Consider the following 18,243-nt stretch of genomic DNA (forward strand, 5'->3'; position numbering starts at 1 on the left):
GATGTGTTTCTCATTTTTCATCATATCTCGGGATCTGATTAGAATGGAGCCATGCTGCGAGATGCGATATACACCGACTTATCTTTTCGTACCAGATCACTACTGAACTGGCGTTTACGTCCACCGAGCTGCACTTCAATTTTGGCTTTAAAATACGCAGATTTTACATCTAACAGATTGTTTGCTTCACTTCTCACTTCGGCACTGACCTGACTAAAAGGTTCGATGCCCCATAACTCATTCACACTGGAAAAATGCTCCAACTTGGCTTGGCGCTGTTGTAAAACCTGCTGCACCACTTTGATATCCAGCTTAGGATCAAGACTGGCCAACAGCATCGCCGGAGCTGTATTAATGTTTATCTTGCTATCCATGGTTGGAACAGCACTGACATAATCAGCAATTTGCTGATATTTTTTCCCCTCAAAGCCACGTACCAGTTTCAGTTCTTCCACATTATGGAATTTACTGTTTGCCGGTAAATAACCTTGTGCCAATCCCTGATAATAACTGGCTTCTGCACCCATCGAGCCAATGGTTTCATTATCGGCATCTTGCCAGTCAATCACTGCCTCACTTAACTTTTCAGGTAATCCCACACGTAGCAGCAGTTTTTCAAACCATACTTTTGCCTGAGGATTGGACGTACCATCCATATTCACCAAGCTGTTTAAATTAAATTTGCCTGATTGATCCTCTAAAGTGCCCGCAATAAAACCGTCCTCTACAGGAAAAGCCGGCATCGGTTTGGCCCAGTTTTCCTGTAAATGATCAATAGCACCCGCATTTTCAGCATCATCGACCAAAAGCTCTGAAAAAAAGGCTTCAGCACTTTTGGCATATAGCAAGGATTGATTTTGGCGCATCAAATATGCCGTATTTTCAGCTGTATTGGCTTGTCTTTTGGCAATGGTCGCAACCAGGATGGTGGCTAATGCCACCATGACCAAAATCGTAATTAAGGCAACACCCTGTTGCGGCTTTATGTTCAATTGGACCAAACCTTATAATGTAGAGTTATTTGTATCGCTATTTGCATTGTTATTTGAAGTGCCAGTTTGCTGTTTTAAATAATCGGTATTTAATAAACTGAAAATCCACTCATAGGACACATCTTTGACGGTCAGTTTAATTTTAATGCCCTTCGGCAAGATCTGTTTTTGCGTGACATCGTTTAAATCTACCTGACCCTCTGGCCATGCATTGAGTTCATTCGGATTCAACACCACAATTTGAAACTGGTCAACATCATTTAACAGCACACTGGATTCAGGCTGATCCCGCCCTGTACTGTTTAAATTACGGTATTTCAGTCGGTACAGTTTCTTTTCATCGGCACGATATTGATATTCCACACGCTCATCCGGAGAAATACCTTGCTGTAAAGGATCAGTGACCCCGGTTTTACTAAAATTAAATCGACCATTTTGCAAAACCAAAGCAGGCTGAATATCGCCATTGATATTGGCATTCAGTGGCACAACCTGAACGGTGTCACGCAGAATCTGCTGGTAGGCTTCCTGCAACTGACCCAAATTGATCTCATGTTCAGCATTACGGTCTTTGACTTTAATTAAATAATCAAAGACTTTCCAGCCCAACGCGGAAAGCACACTAAAGATGGCAATTGCCACCAAAAGTTCAACCAAAGTGAAACCTTTTTTATTTTTTGCAGTCTGCTTTTTCATGCTTTGGCCTTCGGGTTGAAGAAAACCAAATGCGTCACTCCTGATTCAACCTTGCCAGTTTCCACATTAAACAAACTGACCTGTACTTCTATGCGTTGTACATTCGGACTAATGGTCGATTGTGCAGATTTGTCAATTTGCCAGGTTTCACCTTGCTGGGTGACCTGTTTGGATTGGGTTCCCTGCAACCATTCCTGATTGATTTCCATCACGGCGACTTCATTCAAGGCCACGAATTGCGCCTTGGTTCTTAAAATGGCATTGGATGTTGCCTGGGTGTATTGCATCGCCACTTTGGTAAAAGCAATTGCAGCAGTGGCAAAAATCGCCAAAGCAACCATGACTTCCAGTAGCGTAAAACCTGAGCAGCGATGAGTGAAACGCTGTTTCACCGCTGCGCAAGACAAAGAGCTATGCTCGGAGTGAAGATTAAGTCGAGTAATACTCGACCTGAGAGGTGCTTCCTCGCAAGAAAGTCCGAAAGCTGTGCTTGAGGAGCAGCAATAAATAAACTGCTGTTTCGATGCTACACATAAGTAAGAGCTATGCCTGGAGTATCTAGCTTGCATTGATTTTACCCAGATGATCAATCTCGATTTCTTCGCCAATCGGACGCTGTTCAAAATAAAATTGAATTCGTACCGGCTTGGTCTCACCATTGCCCAGCCACAACAGCTGCGGTGCATTCGAATTCAATAAATCCTCATTATTGGCATTTTCATAAGCATGATCGAGTGAAGTGATGCTAAAAGAAACATGCTCGGGTAAAGCCCTTTGAGCAAATTCCGCATATGGTTGCCATTTTTTGTTTTCTTCAACAATTTGCGGGGCTACGGTTTGAATGGAAGGAATGATGTATTCAACCACCCCGTAACGGAATGGTGATACATCTGTCGCGCTGTGCACATCTAGGGCGAAAATGCGCGCCTGATCATTGGCTTCACGGTTAATCCTGCGTAAATCCATAATAAACACTTCCCGTGCCTGCATCGCTTTACGCTGGTCTACCCCGTTAATATTGGTCAAAATTAAAGAAGCCATGATTGCCATAATCACAATGACCACCATCAACTCGATTAAGGTAAAACCACGAACTGATAATGGTCGGATTGGCTTCATAGCATACCTTTAAGCAAACTGTTCCGCAGAACTGACCTGTTTTGGCATTGCCAGTGCCTGATCAATATAGGCTACGCGCAATGTGTCACGTGAACCCAAATAACGCTGGTAAAAACTGGAATTTAGAATAGCCGCAGCACCATGAGTTAGGGCCCAAATAGAGGCCAGATAATCGCGTGTCGACATGCTGCTTTGAATACTTTCCAGATAGCTTTCAGTCATACGGATAATAATCCGTAAACGCTGTTTTCTCACCTGATACAGTTCACTAAATAGTAGATTAATCCCAATACCGGTCGTAGACAAACGTTCTTCAATTTGATGGAACAGTACCGTGCGCTCAGGATGATGTAAATGATGCAACATAAAGAATGCCAGATGCTCGGGAAAAGCCTTCTCTGCATCCTTAATCATCTCGAGCAACATGTTCTCATTACGAATAATCAGAAGCATGTACAGTTCATCTTTACTCTGGAAATGCTTATATAGAGTTCCCTTCGCCAAATCGAGTTCTGCTGCCAACGCATCCAGTGTCATCCCTGATTCGCCATTTTCTAACAGCAACTGCTCTGCAACCTGAAAAATTAACGCTTCTCTTGCTCGAAACTGAGCCTGACGATCCATCTTCACTCTGTAATTCTCTTCTGCGCTTATATCAATTTAATTTATTTACTTTAAATTAAGGAGGTTTTCAAAGTTTTGCATTGTAATGAAAGCAATTTCCTCAACAGACTTATCATATACATCACTTAGGGCTTTGGCTACATAAGGCACGTATTTTGGTTCATTAGATTTTCCTCTATATGGCATCGGTGCCAGATAAGGACTATCGGTTTCAATCAGCACCCGATCTAGTGGAACCTGCTTGGCCACATCACGTAAATCCTGCGCATTTTTAAAAGAGACAATTCCGGAAAATGACACATAATAACCACAATCCAGCACAGCTTTTGCGGTTTCCCAGTCTTCAGTAAAACAGTGCAAAATACCATGCGTGGATTTTTCAGCCCGAATGATATCGACTGTATCGTGTTTCGCTGCACGGGTATGCACCACCACCGGTTTTTTTACTGCCTGTGAGGCATGAATATGGCGGGCAAAACATTCTTTTTGTTCATCAATAAAATCGGTGCTATGAAAATAATCCAGGCCGGTTTCACCAATCGCCCAGACCTTTTCAGGCTGTGCCAGTTCAATCAGATAATCTGTAGTTGCACGCGCCATAGTTTCGGGATCTTCACAGGGATGAACACCGACACTGTAACCTACATCAGCATGGCGTGAGGCAATTTTAGCCAGCTCGATATGGTCATCCAGATCAACAGAGATCGTCATGAATTTGAATACCCCTGCTTCACGCGCCTGAGCTAATGCCAAGTCCAGATTGCCATCATAAGGCGTTAGATCCAGCATGGTTAAATGGCAGTGAGTATCTACAAACACAGTGATTTCCTAAATCTTTTAAATATCTACATAGTGTAACTAGTTCGACCTTCAGACTTAAGGCCTGTAAGCAACTTTTCAGCTTCTGATTTGTAATAAACGCCTTTTTCTCCGGTCAATTGCATACCAAAACCTTGTAATTTGATGCCATTTTGTTTTTGGGAGACCCAGATGACCTTGCCTGTTAAAGGAATTTTCTGTGATTGTTCGGGTAAGGTTGCCAGCACAAACACTTCTTCACCAAGCTTAACCGGCTGTTTGGTCGGAATAAACAATCCTCCACCGATAACATAAGGCATATAGCTGGCATACAGAGTTTCTATATCCGGGATATTGGCATGAATAATACCGCCCATACGTGGTTGCATTTTTATTCCCCTTAAAAATATTTAAATGTTCATTAGTTTTATACACAATTGATCAAGCACTAAATTGCTTTGTACATTTTGCTCAATATATTGTTTAGCTTGCTGCAAATCAGAATAAACCGCAAATAAAAATTCCAAGGTATATTGTTCGGATAATACACTCAAATCAAGATCGGAATTTTTAACTTGCTGACTGAGCTTGACACAAATTAAATCTGACAACAAGTATTCAAACATTTGCGCAAAGTCACTAAAATTTAAGACTTTATTCCACTTGGTCGCGATCGCCATCGGCATATTTTTTTGCGTGACCAGTTTTTGCCAATCCGTTAAAAATTCTTGTCGCTTATTTAACCATTCCGTTTCAGCCAGCTGCATCGCCTGTAATGGCATCTGATTAGATAAATTCATCAACAGTTGTTTTTGCATTTGATCTAAATTGGGTAAATGCTCGGTTAAATACGCATCTGCTTGCGAAGAAGAAATACGGTCCAGCGCAAAATGCTGCAAGCGGCTACGAATCGTGGCTGGAAGTTTTAAGTAATGATCAGCCAGTAAAATAATCACTACCCGATCACCCGGCTCTTCCAAGGTTTTGAGTAATGCATTGGCAGAGGCGATATTTAAAGCTTCTGCCGGTTCAATCACAATCACACGCCAGCCATCTACAGTTTGCTGCACAAAGGGCAATAAATCACGGATTTTTTCAATCCTGATTTTGGCATTCTGCTTTTTATTGTCTTCATCTGTGCTGATATGAACATAGTTGGGATGGGTATCAGACTTTAACCACAAACAACTGCCACATTCACCACAAGGGGCATTATTTTCATGACGATTGGCACATAGCACCCAAGCCAAAAAATATTGTGCAAAAGCTTCCTTGCCACAGCCTTTTTTACCATAAAAAAGTAGGCCATGCCCCAGTTTGGGAAAGCGTCCGGTCAAGGTCTCCCAAACCGTTTGCTGCCATGGGTAGACTTGTGCCGCAACATTATTTTGCATGGAGGAGTCCACCTTATTCGAAGCAAGAAACATCCATCTGATTTAAACGGTCTAAATCTGCCTGTGTATCGACACCCGGTGGCAAGTTGGCTTCTGCAACGGCAATGGCAATACGGTGACCATTTTCCAGTACACGTAATTGTTCCAGACTTTCCAGTTTTTCCAGCTCACCCATATCCCAGGACACATATTCTTGCAGCAAATTCACACGGTAAGCGTACAGCCCCAAATGACGGTATGCCTGCTGATGTAATTGCTGAACTTCTTGTTTGGCACCATCACGGTCATAAGGAATCGTGGCACGGCTAAAATACAAAGCCTGGTTATATTTGGACATAACCACTTTTACAATACTGTCGCGCTGAAACTCTTCCAGACTATGAATCGGCTCACAGAGTGTCGACATGGAAGATTCAGGTTGTGATTCCAGTAATTGCGCCACCTGCTGCACCAATTGAGCCGGAAGCAGAGGTTCATCACCTTGTACATTGACAATAATGTCTTCGCTGTCCCAGCCTTTAATGCGGGCAACTTCACTTAAACGGTCGGTACCAGAAGGATGATCTGCACTTGTAATAACAACATCCACGCCTTCTGCACGGCAAACTTCTGCAATACGCTCATCATCGGTTGCAACACATAAATCATCAAAACCAGCCACCTTTTTTGCCTGATCCACTACACGTAGAATCATTGGACGACCGTGAATTTCCAATAGCGGCTTGCCCGGCAAACGGGAACTTGCAAAACGTGCTGGAATAACAATATGTTTCATAAACAATGAACCTTAAGAAATTTGAATACCGAGTTGCTGTAACTGTTGATGCAAAACATCATAGCACTGTGGCGAAAGCACTGCTTCAACAGGAACCACCCAGATTTCCCGTTTAAAATTTGGATTTTGCTTTAATAATGGCAGCAGTTTTACTGCATCTTTTTCCGTGGTAATAATGGGATTGTTATCTTCAAACTGCAGATCCGTAATTTCATAATCATAGTGATCAGGAAATTCATGGCACTGAAACTGATGAATCCCCATGGAATCTAAAGTGCTGTAAAAACGCTGTGGAAAACCGATACCAACCACGGCATAAAAATTATCCGTCGGATTAAAAGATCTTTCATCTACCGCATCATTAAGCAAATAAGGCGCAGCAATTTCTAAATGCATATTCAGCGCAGAATTTGGCTGACTGGCATGCTCAATAACGGTTGCTGTGGTTAAGCGGCTTGGCGGTTCGCGTAAATATCCTTCAGGCAATAACTTCTGATTACCCAGACCACGACTCTGATCCAGCACAATCCACTCAATTTGTCGTGCTAAAGCCCAGTGTTGCAAACCATCATCACTGATAATTAAATCCAGCTCATGTCTGGACAACAGATATTCGATACTATGCTGCCGGTTTGATCCCACTACCATGGGCACACCGGTAGACTGCACAATCAGACAGGGTTCATCCCCTGCCACTTCAGGAACTGACTCCAAATCCACATAAGCAGGAAAAGGTCCTTTTCCACCGTAACCGCGACTGATGACACCGACACGAACATTTTGACTTTGTAGATAATTGACCAGCTGAATCAGCAATGGTGTTTTACCGCTGCCACCAACGGTAATATTGCCAATCACCATCACCGGAACTGGCGATTGATAGCTGGTTTTAACGCCACATTGGTACAGTTTTTTATTCAGTAAAAAACCACCACGATAAATCCATGACAAAGGTCTAAGCACAATCAACCACTTGGCCTGTCTATTCCAAGCATCTTGAATAAATTGTGCAAATGACATAGATCAATTTTCCTCGAAATTACGCTGATGCAGCTGATAGTAAGCCCCATGTTGGGCTATCAATTCTGCGTGCGTACCCTGCTCGACAATTCTACCGTTGTCCATTACCACAATGCGATCTGCATTTTCAATGGTTGATAAACGATGGGCAATCACAATCGTTGTCCGGTCTTGCATGGCTGCATCAAATGCTTTCTGGATAAAATACTCTGATTCATTATCCAGTGCACTGGTGGCTTCATCCAGAATCAGGATTGGTGCATTTTTCAAAATGGCACGTGCAATGGCAATACGCTGGCGCTGTCCACCTGAAAGATTCAGGCCTTGTGCGCCAAGTTGCGTATCATAACCTTGTGGCAAAGCCATAATAAAATCATGTGCATAGGCAGCTTTTGCAGCTGCAATAATTTCTGCATCAGTGGCATTTTCAAGCTGCCCGTAGGCAATATTTTCACGTACAGTGCGATTAAACAACACCACCTGCTGGTTCACCATGGCAATTTGTGTACGTAAAGTATTAATTTCCAGCTCTTGGATGGCATACTGGTCTAAATAAATATTGCCTGAACTCAACTCCTGAAAACGTACCAGCAAATTGACCAGAGAAGTCTTACCTGCTCCTGAACGCCCCACCAAGGCAATGGTTTCACCCGCCTTGACGTCAAGGTTAAAATCATGAATCGCATGATGACCATCTGGATAAATTAAATTAGCCTGCTGAAATTGGATATTGCCTTTCAGCATTGGCGTAGCCGTACCGGTATTTTGCTCTTCCGACAAATCCAGCAACTCAAAAACGGAATGTGCTGCGGCCATGCCACGTTGTAATTTTTCATTGACATCGGTTAAAGCTTTAATTGGCTTGCTCAACATCCCTGCTGCAGTAATATAAGCAACGAATTCACCCGCGCTGGTATCACGTAAAATTTCTGGTCGTAACGCAATCCAGATAATAATTGCCATGGCGATCGACATAATCAACTGTACAATCGGGCTATTCAGTTGCTGTACCACCACCATTTTTAAACCGCGTCTTAAATTTTCCAGCGAATTGTCACGGAAACGCGTTTGTTCGTAGTCTTGTCCGCCAAAACCTTTAACAATTAAATTCCCATTCACCGTTTCCTGTACCACATGGTTAACATCACCCATAGTATCCTGAACTTGCAGGGATAATTTACGCATGCGTTTTGAGGCTTGACGAACCAGCAACCCCATCAGTGGAGCAAAAATCAGAATAATAAAAGTAAGTCGCCAATTGCTATATAGCAGATACCCTAACAATCCGAGGGTAATCAGACCTTGTTGTACAATGGTTTTTAGAGATTCAGATGAAGCAGCCGTTAATTGCTCCACGTTATACATGATTTTAGCGGTGATATGCCCGCTGGTATTATCCAGATAATATTGCGATGGAAGCTTAAGCAGTTTGGCAAAAACTTCCTGACGAATATTAAATACCAAATTCCGAGAGATGACTGCGGTATAATAGCCCCCAACAAAGGAACCTAAACCGCGAAAGAACATCAATAAAATAACCAGAAAAGGAAATATAGAAGTAAAGCCTTGATCTCGATTCTGGATAGCGGTAATAATTTTTTCCAGTAATTTTGCAATAGATACTTCCGTTGCCGCACTAATTGCAAAACCGATAAAAACCAGTATCGCTACACCCCAAAAAGGCTTCAGATAGCCCAAAAGACGTAGATAGACTTTAAAATCCTGCTTCACTCATAACCCCTAGACGGAACTTTGGTACTAATATTGACGTTAACAAAACCTAACTGTCCTGCTACATCCATCACACGAATTACATCCTGATGCGTTGCCTTGGCATCCGCAGCAATAACAAACATTAAATCACATCGATCATTGGAAATCTGTTTAATTGCAGTACTTAAATCTACAACATCTTTGCTGGCAATTGATTGTCCATTAATGGAATAGTGACCAGAAGCATCCACTACTACTTCAATTTTATGATCATACTGTTTAGGGGGCACGCCTTGCGCATCAGGCAAGGTTAAATTCATGCGGCTAAACTGGTTGAACGTGGTAGATAACAGTAAAAAAACCAGGATAAACAGCAAGCAGTCAATCATGGGGGTTAAATTAATATGAATATCTTCAACTTGTGTGCGTTTGAATTTCATTTTTCACCACCTTAACCTGCTTTTCTAATATCTTGTTCTTGATCTGTAGAATTTTGATAGAAAAGTGCTGCATGAAATAAGGTCGATTGCTGCTCAAGCTCTGCAATATATTCTTGTACTAAACGCTGAAAAAAGCGATAGGCAAACAGTGCAGGAATGGCAATAAACATCCCTGCTGCCGTGGTAATCAACGCTTTGGAAATACCAGGAATCATTAAAGTAGGATTGCTATTGGTGCCTAAATCAATCACCAAGAAGGATTCGATAATGCCCAGTACGGTACCCAACAAACCCAATAATGGTGCTACCGCACTTAAGGTTCCCAAGAAGTTGATGTTTTTTTCCAGATAACCAATTTCTTGGGAAGCAGTGGTTTCCATTTGTGCACGGGCAAATTGTTCATTTTGATTTTTACTTTGGTAACCCGCCATAAAAATGCGCCCCAAAGTACTGCTTTGCAAGGCTTTATCCTGCTGTAACTGCTGGATAACTGCATCAGTATTTTGCGCAGAGTTTAGCAACAATGCCTTAGGCAAAATCATTGATTTTTTTAAGCGAATAAAGCGTTCAATCGTAATCGCCAGAGTAAAAATTGAACATAAAACAAGGGGAAGCATGAGCCACCCACCCGCCTTAACTAATTCCCACATATGTTTTCCCCAATAAAAATTTTAAAAATTATTCTGCAAAGCAGATATTTAATATCCCATCCAATTCATCAAGTGAATGGTATTGAATGACAAGTTTCCCCTTGCCTTGTTTATTATGATCAATTTTCACATCTGCGCTGAAACGCTCTGCCAGCCGCTGTGTCAGTTGCTGAATATCGGGTGCAATTTCAGCTTTCGGTTTTTCTTGTTTTGGCGTATTCAAGTCGCGCACCAGTTGTTCGGTTTGGCGTACAGATAAACTTTTCTCAATCACATGCTCTGCAACCTTAAGCTGATCTTTAGCCTTTAAAGTCAGAATAGCACGCGCATGTCCCATATCCAGCAAACCTTGCTGCATGAAGTCTTTTACCGATTCAGCCAGTGTCAGTAAACGCAATAAGTTACTGACTGTAGTACGCGCCTTACCGACAGTATCGGCAATTTCCTGATGACTTAAACCAAATTCTTCATGAAAACGCTGTAAGGCCATCGCCTGATCGATCGGGTTTAAATCCTGACGTTGAATATTTTCAATCAATGCCAAGGCAATGGCAACCTGATCATTCAAGTCACGAACAATTGCCGGAACTTCTGTCAAACCCGCCAGTTGTGCTGCGCGCCAACGACGCTCACCGGCAATAATTTCATAGGGATGCTTTTCATCATCAATTGGACGAATCACAATCGGCTGCATCACCCCATGCTTTTCAATCGATGCTGCCAGCTCCTGAAGATCTTGCTCATGAATAAAACGTCGCGGTTGATATTCACCGCGCTTGAGTAAATGGACATTAATCTGTTTCAGCTGACCATGGTCTAACGCTTGAGCTTCCATTTGTAATTTTTCTTTCTGGATTGAGCCAAGCAAGGCATCCAGACCACGACCTTTTGCTAATCCGCGTTTTTTTGTGGTCATGCGTTACTTCCTTTTTTTACTTTACTTTTCTTTAACATTTCAGCTGCCAGATTCAGGTAAGCAACTGCACCCTTGGAGCTTTTTTCAAAATAGATAATCGGCAAACCATGTGCAGGAGCTTCAGCTAAACGTACATTACGCGGAATCACCGTATCGTAGAGTTTTTTACCAAAATACTGCTCCAGCTCTTCTGAAACATCACGGGTTAAAGCATTACGTGCATCGTACATAGTGCGCAAAACGCCCACGATTTGCAGATCCGGATTTAGGGCTTGCTGAATACGGTCAATGGTTTGGGTTAAATCCGCTAAACCTTCCAGAGCATAGTATTCACATTGCATCGGAATCATGACGCCCTGCACTGCTGCCAAAGCATTCACCGTAATCAGACTTAAGCTGGGCGCACAGTCAACAATAATATAATCAAAAGAAGATTCAATTTCTTGCAATGCTTCACGCAAAATATATTCGCGGCCATCCTGTTCGGCAATCGCCAGCTCTACACCCGCCAAATCGCGGTTAGCCCCGAGAACTTTATAACCGACTTCTGCTTTGGTAATTGCAGTCTCAATCGGAACTTCACCCAACAACACATCAGTAACCGAATATAGAAGATCGTTTTTCTGGATCCCGGACCCCATCGTGGCATTGCCTTGTGAATCCATATCCACAAGTAAAACGCGCTTTTTCAAAACAGCTAACGATGCTGCCAAATTTACTGCGGTTGTGGTTTTACCTACGCCACCTTTTTGGTTCGCAATCGCAATAATTTGTGCCATGGTGACCCCAATCCTTCGAAAAAATTAAATATGTTTCAATAAAAGCAAGTGACGTTGTTCGTCTAAACGCGGAACTTTCAGTTCAATAATCTCAAAACTGAATTCATTTTTTAAAGCCTCTACTTCATCCGCAGGGATTAATCCTTTCATCGATGCAATAATACTGTGCGCATGCATAAAAGGTTTAGAAGCAGTGACAAAATCGGTTAAAGAGGCAAATGCCCGACTGGTAATGACATCGAACTGACCCAGTTCCTGAATGCTTTCTTCGTTTTCGACGCGCGTCTGTACAGCAATAACATTTTGTAGTTTTAAATCGGCAATAAACTGTTTCAGGAAACGGATTTTTTTACCGTTCGAGTCTAGCAACACACACTGACGTTCAGGCTGGCATAATGCAATGATCATGCCTGGCATACCTCCACCAGTTCCGATATCCAGCAAGCGGCCTGGAGGCAAATCTTTCAAAATACTCAAGCTATCCAGCAGATGCTTGACCAGCATCTCTTTCGGATCACGAATCGCGGTCAAGTTATATGCTTTATTCCACAGTACCAAAGCATCCTGGTATTTGAGTAATAAATTTAAAGCCTCATCGCTAAGCTCCAAACCCAAAGCTTGACTACCCTGCTTAAGTTCTTTGAAAAACTGGTGCATATACAAATAACGTCTCGAAAAGTTAATGGAAGTATACCGATTTATACAACAAGTCACAGTAGCTTGTGCTTAGTGAATATGCACTTAATCGTACAAGCCTTGCTTAATTTGTTGATCCAGTACATTTAATCGCTCGGGAGTGCCAACATCTACCCAGACACCCTGCATTTTGGATGCAGAAATTTGCTGTTCAAGCATCGCTTGCTTTAATAAAGGTGCTAGTGGTCGTTTACCATTTTCCAGGCCTGCAAACATCGCAGGATGAATCACTGCAACGCCACTATAGGTCAGTGCTTCACCTTGCTGTGCTTGATCAAAAGTATAAGCTCGGCCATCAGCAAGGATAAAGTCACCTTTGGGATGTTGAGCCGGATTATCAACAAACACCAGATGAGCAAGATCGTCCTGCAATTTCACATCAAATAAGGTCGCAAAATCCATGGTGGTCCAGACATCACCATTGACCAGGATAAAAGGTTCTTCACCCAAAAGCGGTAAGGCATTAATAATCCCCCCCGCAGTTTCCAGTCCTTCACCTTCATGTGACCACAAGATATTGACGCCAAACTGGGCACCATCTCCCAAAGCTGAGGCCAGTTTTTCGCCCAACCAGGCCGTATTGATGACAATTTCAGTGACACCAATACTTTGCAGTTTTTCAATATGCCAAACAATAAGCGGTTTGCCACCCACTTCCAGCAAGGGTTTTGGCGTATGCAGGGTTAGTGGACGCATGCGGTTACCCAGCCCCGCAGCAAGAATCATGGCTTTCATTTATGCAGCAACCTCATAACGACCATATTTGGCTTCAAATTTCGGCATCACCTGAGTTTGAATAAACTGCATAAAGGGTTGCAGTTCTGCATAAGGCTGACTTTCTTCCAGTAAATACCACATCACGCGCGGTAAATCTTTGAGATAACCTGATTTTCCATCACGCTCAAACAGACGCACAAAAATACCCAAAATTTTGATATGACGCTGAATCGCCATCATGTCGGCATCTTTTTTAAACTGCTCAAAATCACGGTCCTGTTTTGCCGATTCAGGCAACAGATCATAGAAGGTTTTAAACCATGTATAAACACGGTCAGCATTCCATTGCACATAGGCATCGCGGGTAATTGAAATCAGGTCATAGGTATCTGCGCCAATCACAGCATCCTGAAAGTCAATCACCCCCAGATCGGTTTCGCCTGCAATTTTCATCAGGTTACGGCTATGGAAGTCGCGATGTACAATGACTTGCGGTTGGGCCAAAGCCGCGTTGGCTAAAATGGCAAAGGTTCGTTTAATTAAGGCACTTTCTTCTGCTGTTGGCTGAATCTGCAATGACGGCAACATCCAGTCGGTCAACAGTTCCATTTCAGAAATCAGTTTTTCATAAGAATAATTTGGAAAATGATTTGTCCCATCAATGGCTTGTAATTGAATCAGCTGTTTAAAACTTTGCGCATAATAAGCATCTACAGTTTGCTCATTCAGCAAAGTCGAAAGTAAGACATCACCAAAATCTTCCAGTAGCAAGAAGCCCAACTCTAGGTCTTTGGCAACAATATGCGGCACACGCACACCATTATTATCAAAAAATTCATCGATCGTCACAAAAGGCCCACAATCTTCTTTTTCTGGTGGTGCATCCATGAGCATAAATGTTTTATTATTCAATTTGATTCGTGCATAACGACGGAAGCTTGCATCGCCTGCCAAAAAATGCGTCTCAAATTGATCTGAACCAAGTACAGATGTAATCCATGTTTGTATCAATTGTTCACGTTGTGTATTCATTTGCGATAAATTCTAATACAGGCTGAGTTTTTAAAGTGCTAAGTGTAGCCACTTATCAACTTTTTCTCTATGATGCGAGAATAATTAATTGCGATTAAGCATACTTGGTTAATGATACAAATGAAGCATCAGTTTAAATTTAATCCTTTAGCGACTGCTATTTTAACCCTTTTATGTGGCAGCTCGATCTCAAGCTATGCTGAATCTACAATTCCAGCTTCGACTGTCGACAACCAAAAAATGAAAGACAGTATTCAGGAGTCATATCCTGGACAACAATTTTTTGAACAATACTATGTAGACAAATCAGCACCTGAAGCTCAACAACGTCAAGGGCAGTATTTGAGCTCTGCTTATTGCAAAGGTGCCTGGATTACACCAATCAGTCCGGAGACCAAAGCTGCAGATCCAGACAATGCCACATCTACAGTGACTGCAGATTATGGTCATTTTGACCCGAATGGCGACTCTGTTCTTGAAGGCAATGTATTAATTGACCAGCAAGGCCGCCAAATTCGTGCCGATAAAATCACCATCGACCAGACCCAAACCTACGCCAATGCACAAGGTCGCGTGCAAATGGCACAAGCCGGCTTACTGGCACAAAGTGACCAGATCAATTACAACTTAAAGACCCAGCAAGGCGATTTAAATAACAGCTTTTATATTTCTGAAGAGCAGCATGCACATGGCCGTGCAGAAAAAATTGCCCGCACTTCAGAAAATGTAGTGGTGATGAATAACGCCACCTACAGCACCTGTCCACCCGATGAAAAACCAGGCTGGAAAATTCAGGCTGATAAAATTACCTTAAATAAAGAAACCGGACGCGGTGAAACGCGCGGCACCAAACTTTATGTCAAAGAAGTACCGGTGCTTGCAGTACCTTATTTCAACTTCCCGATTGATGACCGTCGCACTACCGGTATTTTGACCCCAGGTTTTGGATTTACCAACGATGGTGGCGTAGAACTTACAGTTCCTGTTTATTTAAACTTGGCACCTAATTACGATGCAACCCTTACACCGCGCTATATCGGTAATCGAGGCGCAATGCTTGAAGGCGAATTCCGCTATTTAACAAAAAATTACGGCACTGGCAGAGTATCGGGCGGCTACTTGGCTGCAGATAACGAATACAATGACCAAGACCGTAAAGGCTTACAATTCTTACATAACTGGCAAATCAACAACCAGTTTTCTACCAATATTGAATATAACTATGTTTCAGATAAAGACTATTTCTCTGATTTAAATAACAATCCCAACTCAAAAACAGAATTAAACTTGCGCCGTGCCTGGCAGCTCAATTACGGCAATGGAATTCCAGGATTATCTGCACAACTCAAAGTTGAAAATTTCCAAACGCTCGATAATACCGTTTCATCTGTAGACCGCCCTTATGCACGTCTGCCACAATTTTTATTGAATTATAAAACTGGCAATCCCTTAGGTTTGCAATATGAATTCAATAATGACACCGCTTACTTTAAAAAAGATATTACTGATTTCAATAGCCCAAACAACGAACCAAGCGGTACCCGTATTTACAATGATTTTGCAGTGCGTTACAACTATCGTACTCCTTGGTCATTTATGATTCCTGAGATTTCACTGCGCAATATAAATACCGTATATGATCAAAATACAATTGCTGCTCAGAATATTAGCTCATCAGATGAAACAAAGACCGTCACCGTCCCCCAATTCACTTTAGATACCGGTTTAACCTTTGAAAAAGAAGGTAAATATCTGCAAACACTTACTCCTCGCGCTTTTTATGCCTATGCACCGTATAAAAACCAGGATGGGCATCCAAACTTTGACTCGGCTCCTGCATCCATCAATTATGATCAGTTATTCAGTCCACGTCGTTTCTATGGACATGACCGTTTAGAAGACAATAATTTCCTGTCTTTAGGACTAAGTTATAGCCTGTTTGATGAAGTAGGTTTGGAACGCTTGAAAACCAGCGTGGGTCAAAGCTTCTTTTTTGAAGATCGCCGGGTAACGCTAGAAAATGAAACTGATCAGTTTGATACTGAACGTCGTACCGGCCCTATTTTAAGTGTATCTAGCCAACTGTCACAAAATTTCACCGTTGGTGCAAATTCCGCATGGATGTCGAATGGCGATAATGCACAGCGTGATCTGCAATTGTATTACACAGGTAATCAGGGAAATCTTTATAATCTGGGTTATTTCTACCGCAAAGACATTCCGAACCGTCAAGACCAGTATGATCAGGTTGTCGCATCATTCATTCAACCTGTAGCAAATAACTGGCGTATTTTAGGTCATGCCCAATATGACATGGACAATAATGTCGCTCGCGAGTATTTACTCGGTGTAAATTATGAGTCCTGTTGCTGGGGCATTTCAGTGTATGGCCGCTCTTACTATAATGACCTAGACAACGTGAATGATGATGGTGTTTCACCTAAACGTGCCATTATGGCGGAAATTAGCCTCAAAGGCTTAGGCGGTTTCAACAACAAGCTTTCATCTTTACTAGAAAACCGTATTTTAGGTTTCAATAATATTAATCAATCTTGGACACAACGTTAATGAAGACAATACAGTTAAAACATTTTTTTAAAGCGACTGCACTTGCTTTAGCCTTATCTTCATCAATGACTACATTTGCTCAATCCTCAGATGAAGTGGTTGCAGTGGTAGATAACAGTGTCATTTTAAAAAGTGATTTAGAACAAGGTATCGCAGAACTCAAACATCAACTAGAAACACAAAAAAAACAGCTGCCACCAGAACAATATTTACAGCAACAGGTACTTGACCAACTCATTATTCGTCAAGCACAACTTGAACAAGTTAAACGCTACAATATCAAGCCAAATGAAAGAGAACTGAATGAAGCGGTGCTTAAGGTCGCAGATCAATCTGGAAGCAAAAGTTTAGAAGCCTTCCAGCAAAAGCTTGACGGTATTGCACCAGGGACTTACGAATCCTTGCGCAATCGTATTGCAGAAGATTTAGCAATTAATCGCCTGCGTCAACAAGTGGTGATGTCCCGTATTAAAATTAGCGATCAGGATGTAGAAAACTTCTTAAAGACGCCACAAGGTCAAGCTGCTTTAGGGAACCAAGCGCATGTTATTCATATCCGTGTATCTGGTGATGACCAAGCAGCCTTAGAAAAAACTGCAAAACTTGTCAAAGCTGAACTGAATAACAGCAATGATGTTAAAGCGATTGACCAAAAGTTCACTACCAAGACAGTTAAAGTGGAGGGTGCAGATATGGGCTTTAGAAGCCTGTCTGATATCCCGGCTGAACTGGCAGCCCGTGTAAGTACGCTGCAAGAAGGTCAGACTACAGACCTGATTCCAGTGCGAGACGGTATTCATGTGTTAAAATTGATTGAACGTAAAGGTGGTGCGCAAAAAGCAATCGTATCGCAATACCAGACACGTCACATTCTCATTCAGCCTTCGGAAGTAGTAAGTCCTGAAAATGCCAAACAACAAATTGACAGTATCTATAACCGCTTAAAAGCGGGTGAAGATTTTGCCGTATTGGCATCAACTTTTTCCAATGATCCGGGTTCTGCACGTGATGGCGGCAGCTTAGGTTGGGTGAACCCGGGCGTTATGGTACCTGAATTTGAGGCGCAAATGAAAAACACGGCTGTCGGTCAGATCAGTGCACCCTTCCAGACTCAATTTGGCTGGCACATTCTTCAGGTTACAGATATGCGCCAACAAGATATGACGCGTGAATATCAACAACGCATGGCACGTCAAATTCTGGGTGAACGTCAATTCGATGCTGAACTGGATAGCTGGTTACGTGAAATTCGTAGTAATGCCTTTGTAGAAGTCAAAGACCCAAATCTGGACCGTAAAAAAAATAAATAATCCT

Annotated in this window: 20 protein-coding genes; 2 read left to right on the forward strand and 18 right to left on the reverse strand. The window is 42.2% G+C overall.

Features of this window, described 5'->3' with window-relative positions:
- Window positions 1-38 precede the first annotated feature (38 nt).
- From gspK to B9T38_RS03570, 18 genes are all read right to left on the reverse strand, one after another.
- Window positions 39-986, reverse strand: coding sequence for a type II secretion system minor pseudopilin GspK (gene gspK / locus B9T38_RS03485; protein WP_171263170.1), 948 nt, complete (start codon window positions 984-986; stop codon window positions 39-41).
- 18 nt (window positions 987-1,004) lie between these two features.
- Window positions 1,005-1,688, reverse strand: coding sequence for a type II secretion system minor pseudopilin GspJ (gene gspJ / locus B9T38_RS03490; protein ID WP_086195475.1), 684 nt, complete (start codon window positions 1,686-1,688; stop codon window positions 1,005-1,007).
- The gene (gspI, locus tag B9T38_RS03495) at window positions 1,685-2,080 is read right to left on the reverse strand and encodes a type II secretion system minor pseudopilin GspI (RefSeq protein WP_286086726.1); all 396 of its coding nucleotides are present in this window, start codon (window positions 2,078-2,080) and stop codon (window positions 1,685-1,687) included. Before gspI ends, gspJ begins: the two co-directional genes overlap by 4 nt.
- A gap of 166 nt (window positions 2,081-2,246) precedes the next feature.
- Window positions 2,247-2,807, reverse strand: a complete 561-nt coding sequence (locus tag B9T38_RS03500; protein WP_086195476.1) for a type II secretion system protein — start codon at window positions 2,805-2,807, stop codon at window positions 2,247-2,249.
- A 9-nt stretch (window positions 2,808-2,816) separates the two neighbouring features.
- Window positions 2,817-3,431 carry a TetR/AcrR family transcriptional regulator gene (locus B9T38_RS03505; RefSeq protein WP_086195477.1) on the reverse strand — a complete coding sequence of 205 codons (615 nt, stop codon included), beginning with the start codon at window positions 3,429-3,431 and terminating at the stop codon, window positions 2,817-2,819.
- Between the two features lie 45 nt (window positions 3,432-3,476).
- Window positions 3,477-4,250 carry a TatD family hydrolase gene (locus B9T38_RS03510; protein WP_086195478.1) on the reverse strand — a complete coding sequence of 258 codons (774 nt, stop codon included), beginning with the start codon at window positions 4,248-4,250 and terminating at the stop codon, window positions 3,477-3,479.
- 26 nt (window positions 4,251-4,276) lie between these two features.
- Window positions 4,277-4,618, reverse strand: coding sequence for a PilZ domain-containing protein (locus B9T38_RS03515; RefSeq protein WP_086195479.1), 342 nt, complete (start codon window positions 4,616-4,618; stop codon window positions 4,277-4,279).
- A gap of 21 nt (window positions 4,619-4,639) precedes the next feature.
- Window positions 4,640-5,623 (reverse strand): DNA polymerase III delta subunit-related protein, encoded by a 984-nt coding sequence (locus B9T38_RS03520; protein ID WP_086195480.1) that lies wholly within the window; start codon window positions 5,621-5,623, stop codon window positions 4,640-4,642.
- A 13-nt stretch (window positions 5,624-5,636) separates the two neighbouring features.
- Window positions 5,637-6,398 carry a 3-deoxy-manno-octulosonate cytidylyltransferase gene (gene kdsB / locus B9T38_RS03525; RefSeq protein WP_086195481.1) on the reverse strand — a complete coding sequence of 254 codons (762 nt, stop codon included), beginning with the start codon at window positions 6,396-6,398 and terminating at the stop codon, window positions 5,637-5,639.
- A 12-nt stretch (window positions 6,399-6,410) separates the two neighbouring features.
- A complete protein-coding gene (gene lpxK, locus B9T38_RS03530; RefSeq protein ID WP_086195482.1) occupies window positions 6,411-7,418 on the reverse strand; it encodes a tetraacyldisaccharide 4'-kinase in 1,008 nt (335 codons plus the stop codon).
- Between the two features lie 3 nt (window positions 7,419-7,421).
- A complete protein-coding gene (gene msbA, locus B9T38_RS03535; protein WP_086195483.1) occupies window positions 7,422-9,149 on the reverse strand; it encodes a lipid A export permease/ATP-binding protein MsbA in 1,728 nt (575 codons plus the stop codon).
- Window positions 9,146-9,571: an ExbD/TolR family protein gene (locus tag B9T38_RS03540; protein ID WP_086195484.1), complete on the reverse strand. Its 426-nt coding sequence runs from the start codon at window positions 9,569-9,571 to the stop codon at window positions 9,146-9,148. Before B9T38_RS03540 ends, msbA begins: the two co-directional genes overlap by 4 nt.
- 11 nt (window positions 9,572-9,582) lie before the next feature.
- The gene (locus B9T38_RS03545) at window positions 9,583-10,221 is read right to left on the reverse strand and encodes a MotA/TolQ/ExbB proton channel family protein (RefSeq protein ID WP_086195485.1); all 639 of its coding nucleotides are present in this window, start codon (window positions 10,219-10,221) and stop codon (window positions 9,583-9,585) included.
- A 28-nt stretch (window positions 10,222-10,249) separates the two neighbouring features.
- The gene (locus tag B9T38_RS03550; protein WP_086195486.1) at window positions 10,250-11,137 is read right to left on the reverse strand and encodes a ParB/RepB/Spo0J family partition protein; all 888 of its coding nucleotides are present in this window, start codon (window positions 11,135-11,137) and stop codon (window positions 10,250-10,252) included.
- Window positions 11,134-11,916, reverse strand: coding sequence for a ParA family protein (locus B9T38_RS03555; RefSeq protein WP_086195487.1), 783 nt, complete (start codon window positions 11,914-11,916; stop codon window positions 11,134-11,136). Before B9T38_RS03555 ends, B9T38_RS03550 begins: the two co-directional genes overlap by 4 nt.
- Window positions 11,917-11,940: 24 nt before the next feature.
- On the reverse strand, window positions 11,941-12,573 hold the full coding sequence (gene rsmG / locus B9T38_RS03560) for a 16S rRNA (guanine(527)-N(7))-methyltransferase RsmG (RefSeq protein ID WP_086195488.1): 633 nt from the start codon (window positions 12,571-12,573) through the stop codon (window positions 11,941-11,943).
- A gap of 84 nt (window positions 12,574-12,657) precedes the next feature.
- Window positions 12,658-13,347: an N-acetylmuramate alpha-1-phosphate uridylyltransferase MurU gene (gene murU / locus B9T38_RS03565; RefSeq protein ID WP_086195489.1), complete on the reverse strand. Its 690-nt coding sequence runs from the start codon at window positions 13,345-13,347 to the stop codon at window positions 12,658-12,660.
- Complete coding sequence (locus B9T38_RS03570; protein ID WP_086195490.1) at window positions 13,348-14,361, reverse strand: aminoglycoside phosphotransferase family protein; 1,014 nt, start codon at window positions 14,359-14,361, stop codon at window positions 13,348-13,350. It abuts the gene before it with no gap.
- Window positions 14,362-14,481: 120 nt separating this feature from the next.
- On the opposite strand from B9T38_RS03570, the gene B9T38_RS03575 reads away from it, so the two are divergent.
- Both B9T38_RS03575 and B9T38_RS03580 read left to right on the forward strand, forming a co-directional pair.
- Complete coding sequence (locus tag B9T38_RS03575) at window positions 14,482-16,929, forward strand: LPS-assembly protein LptD (protein WP_086195491.1); 2,448 nt, start codon at window positions 14,482-14,484, stop codon at window positions 16,927-16,929.
- Window positions 16,929-18,239, forward strand: coding sequence for a peptidylprolyl isomerase (locus tag B9T38_RS03580; RefSeq protein ID WP_086195492.1), 1,311 nt, complete (start codon window positions 16,929-16,931; stop codon window positions 18,237-18,239). Before B9T38_RS03575 ends, B9T38_RS03580 begins: the two co-directional genes overlap by 1 nt.
- Window positions 18,240-18,243 lie beyond the last annotated feature (4 nt).

Origin of the sequence: Acinetobacter sp. ANC 4218 (assembly GCF_002135245.1) — a bacterium.
Classification (GTDB): domain Bacteria; phylum Pseudomonadota; class Gammaproteobacteria; order Pseudomonadales; family Moraxellaceae; genus Acinetobacter.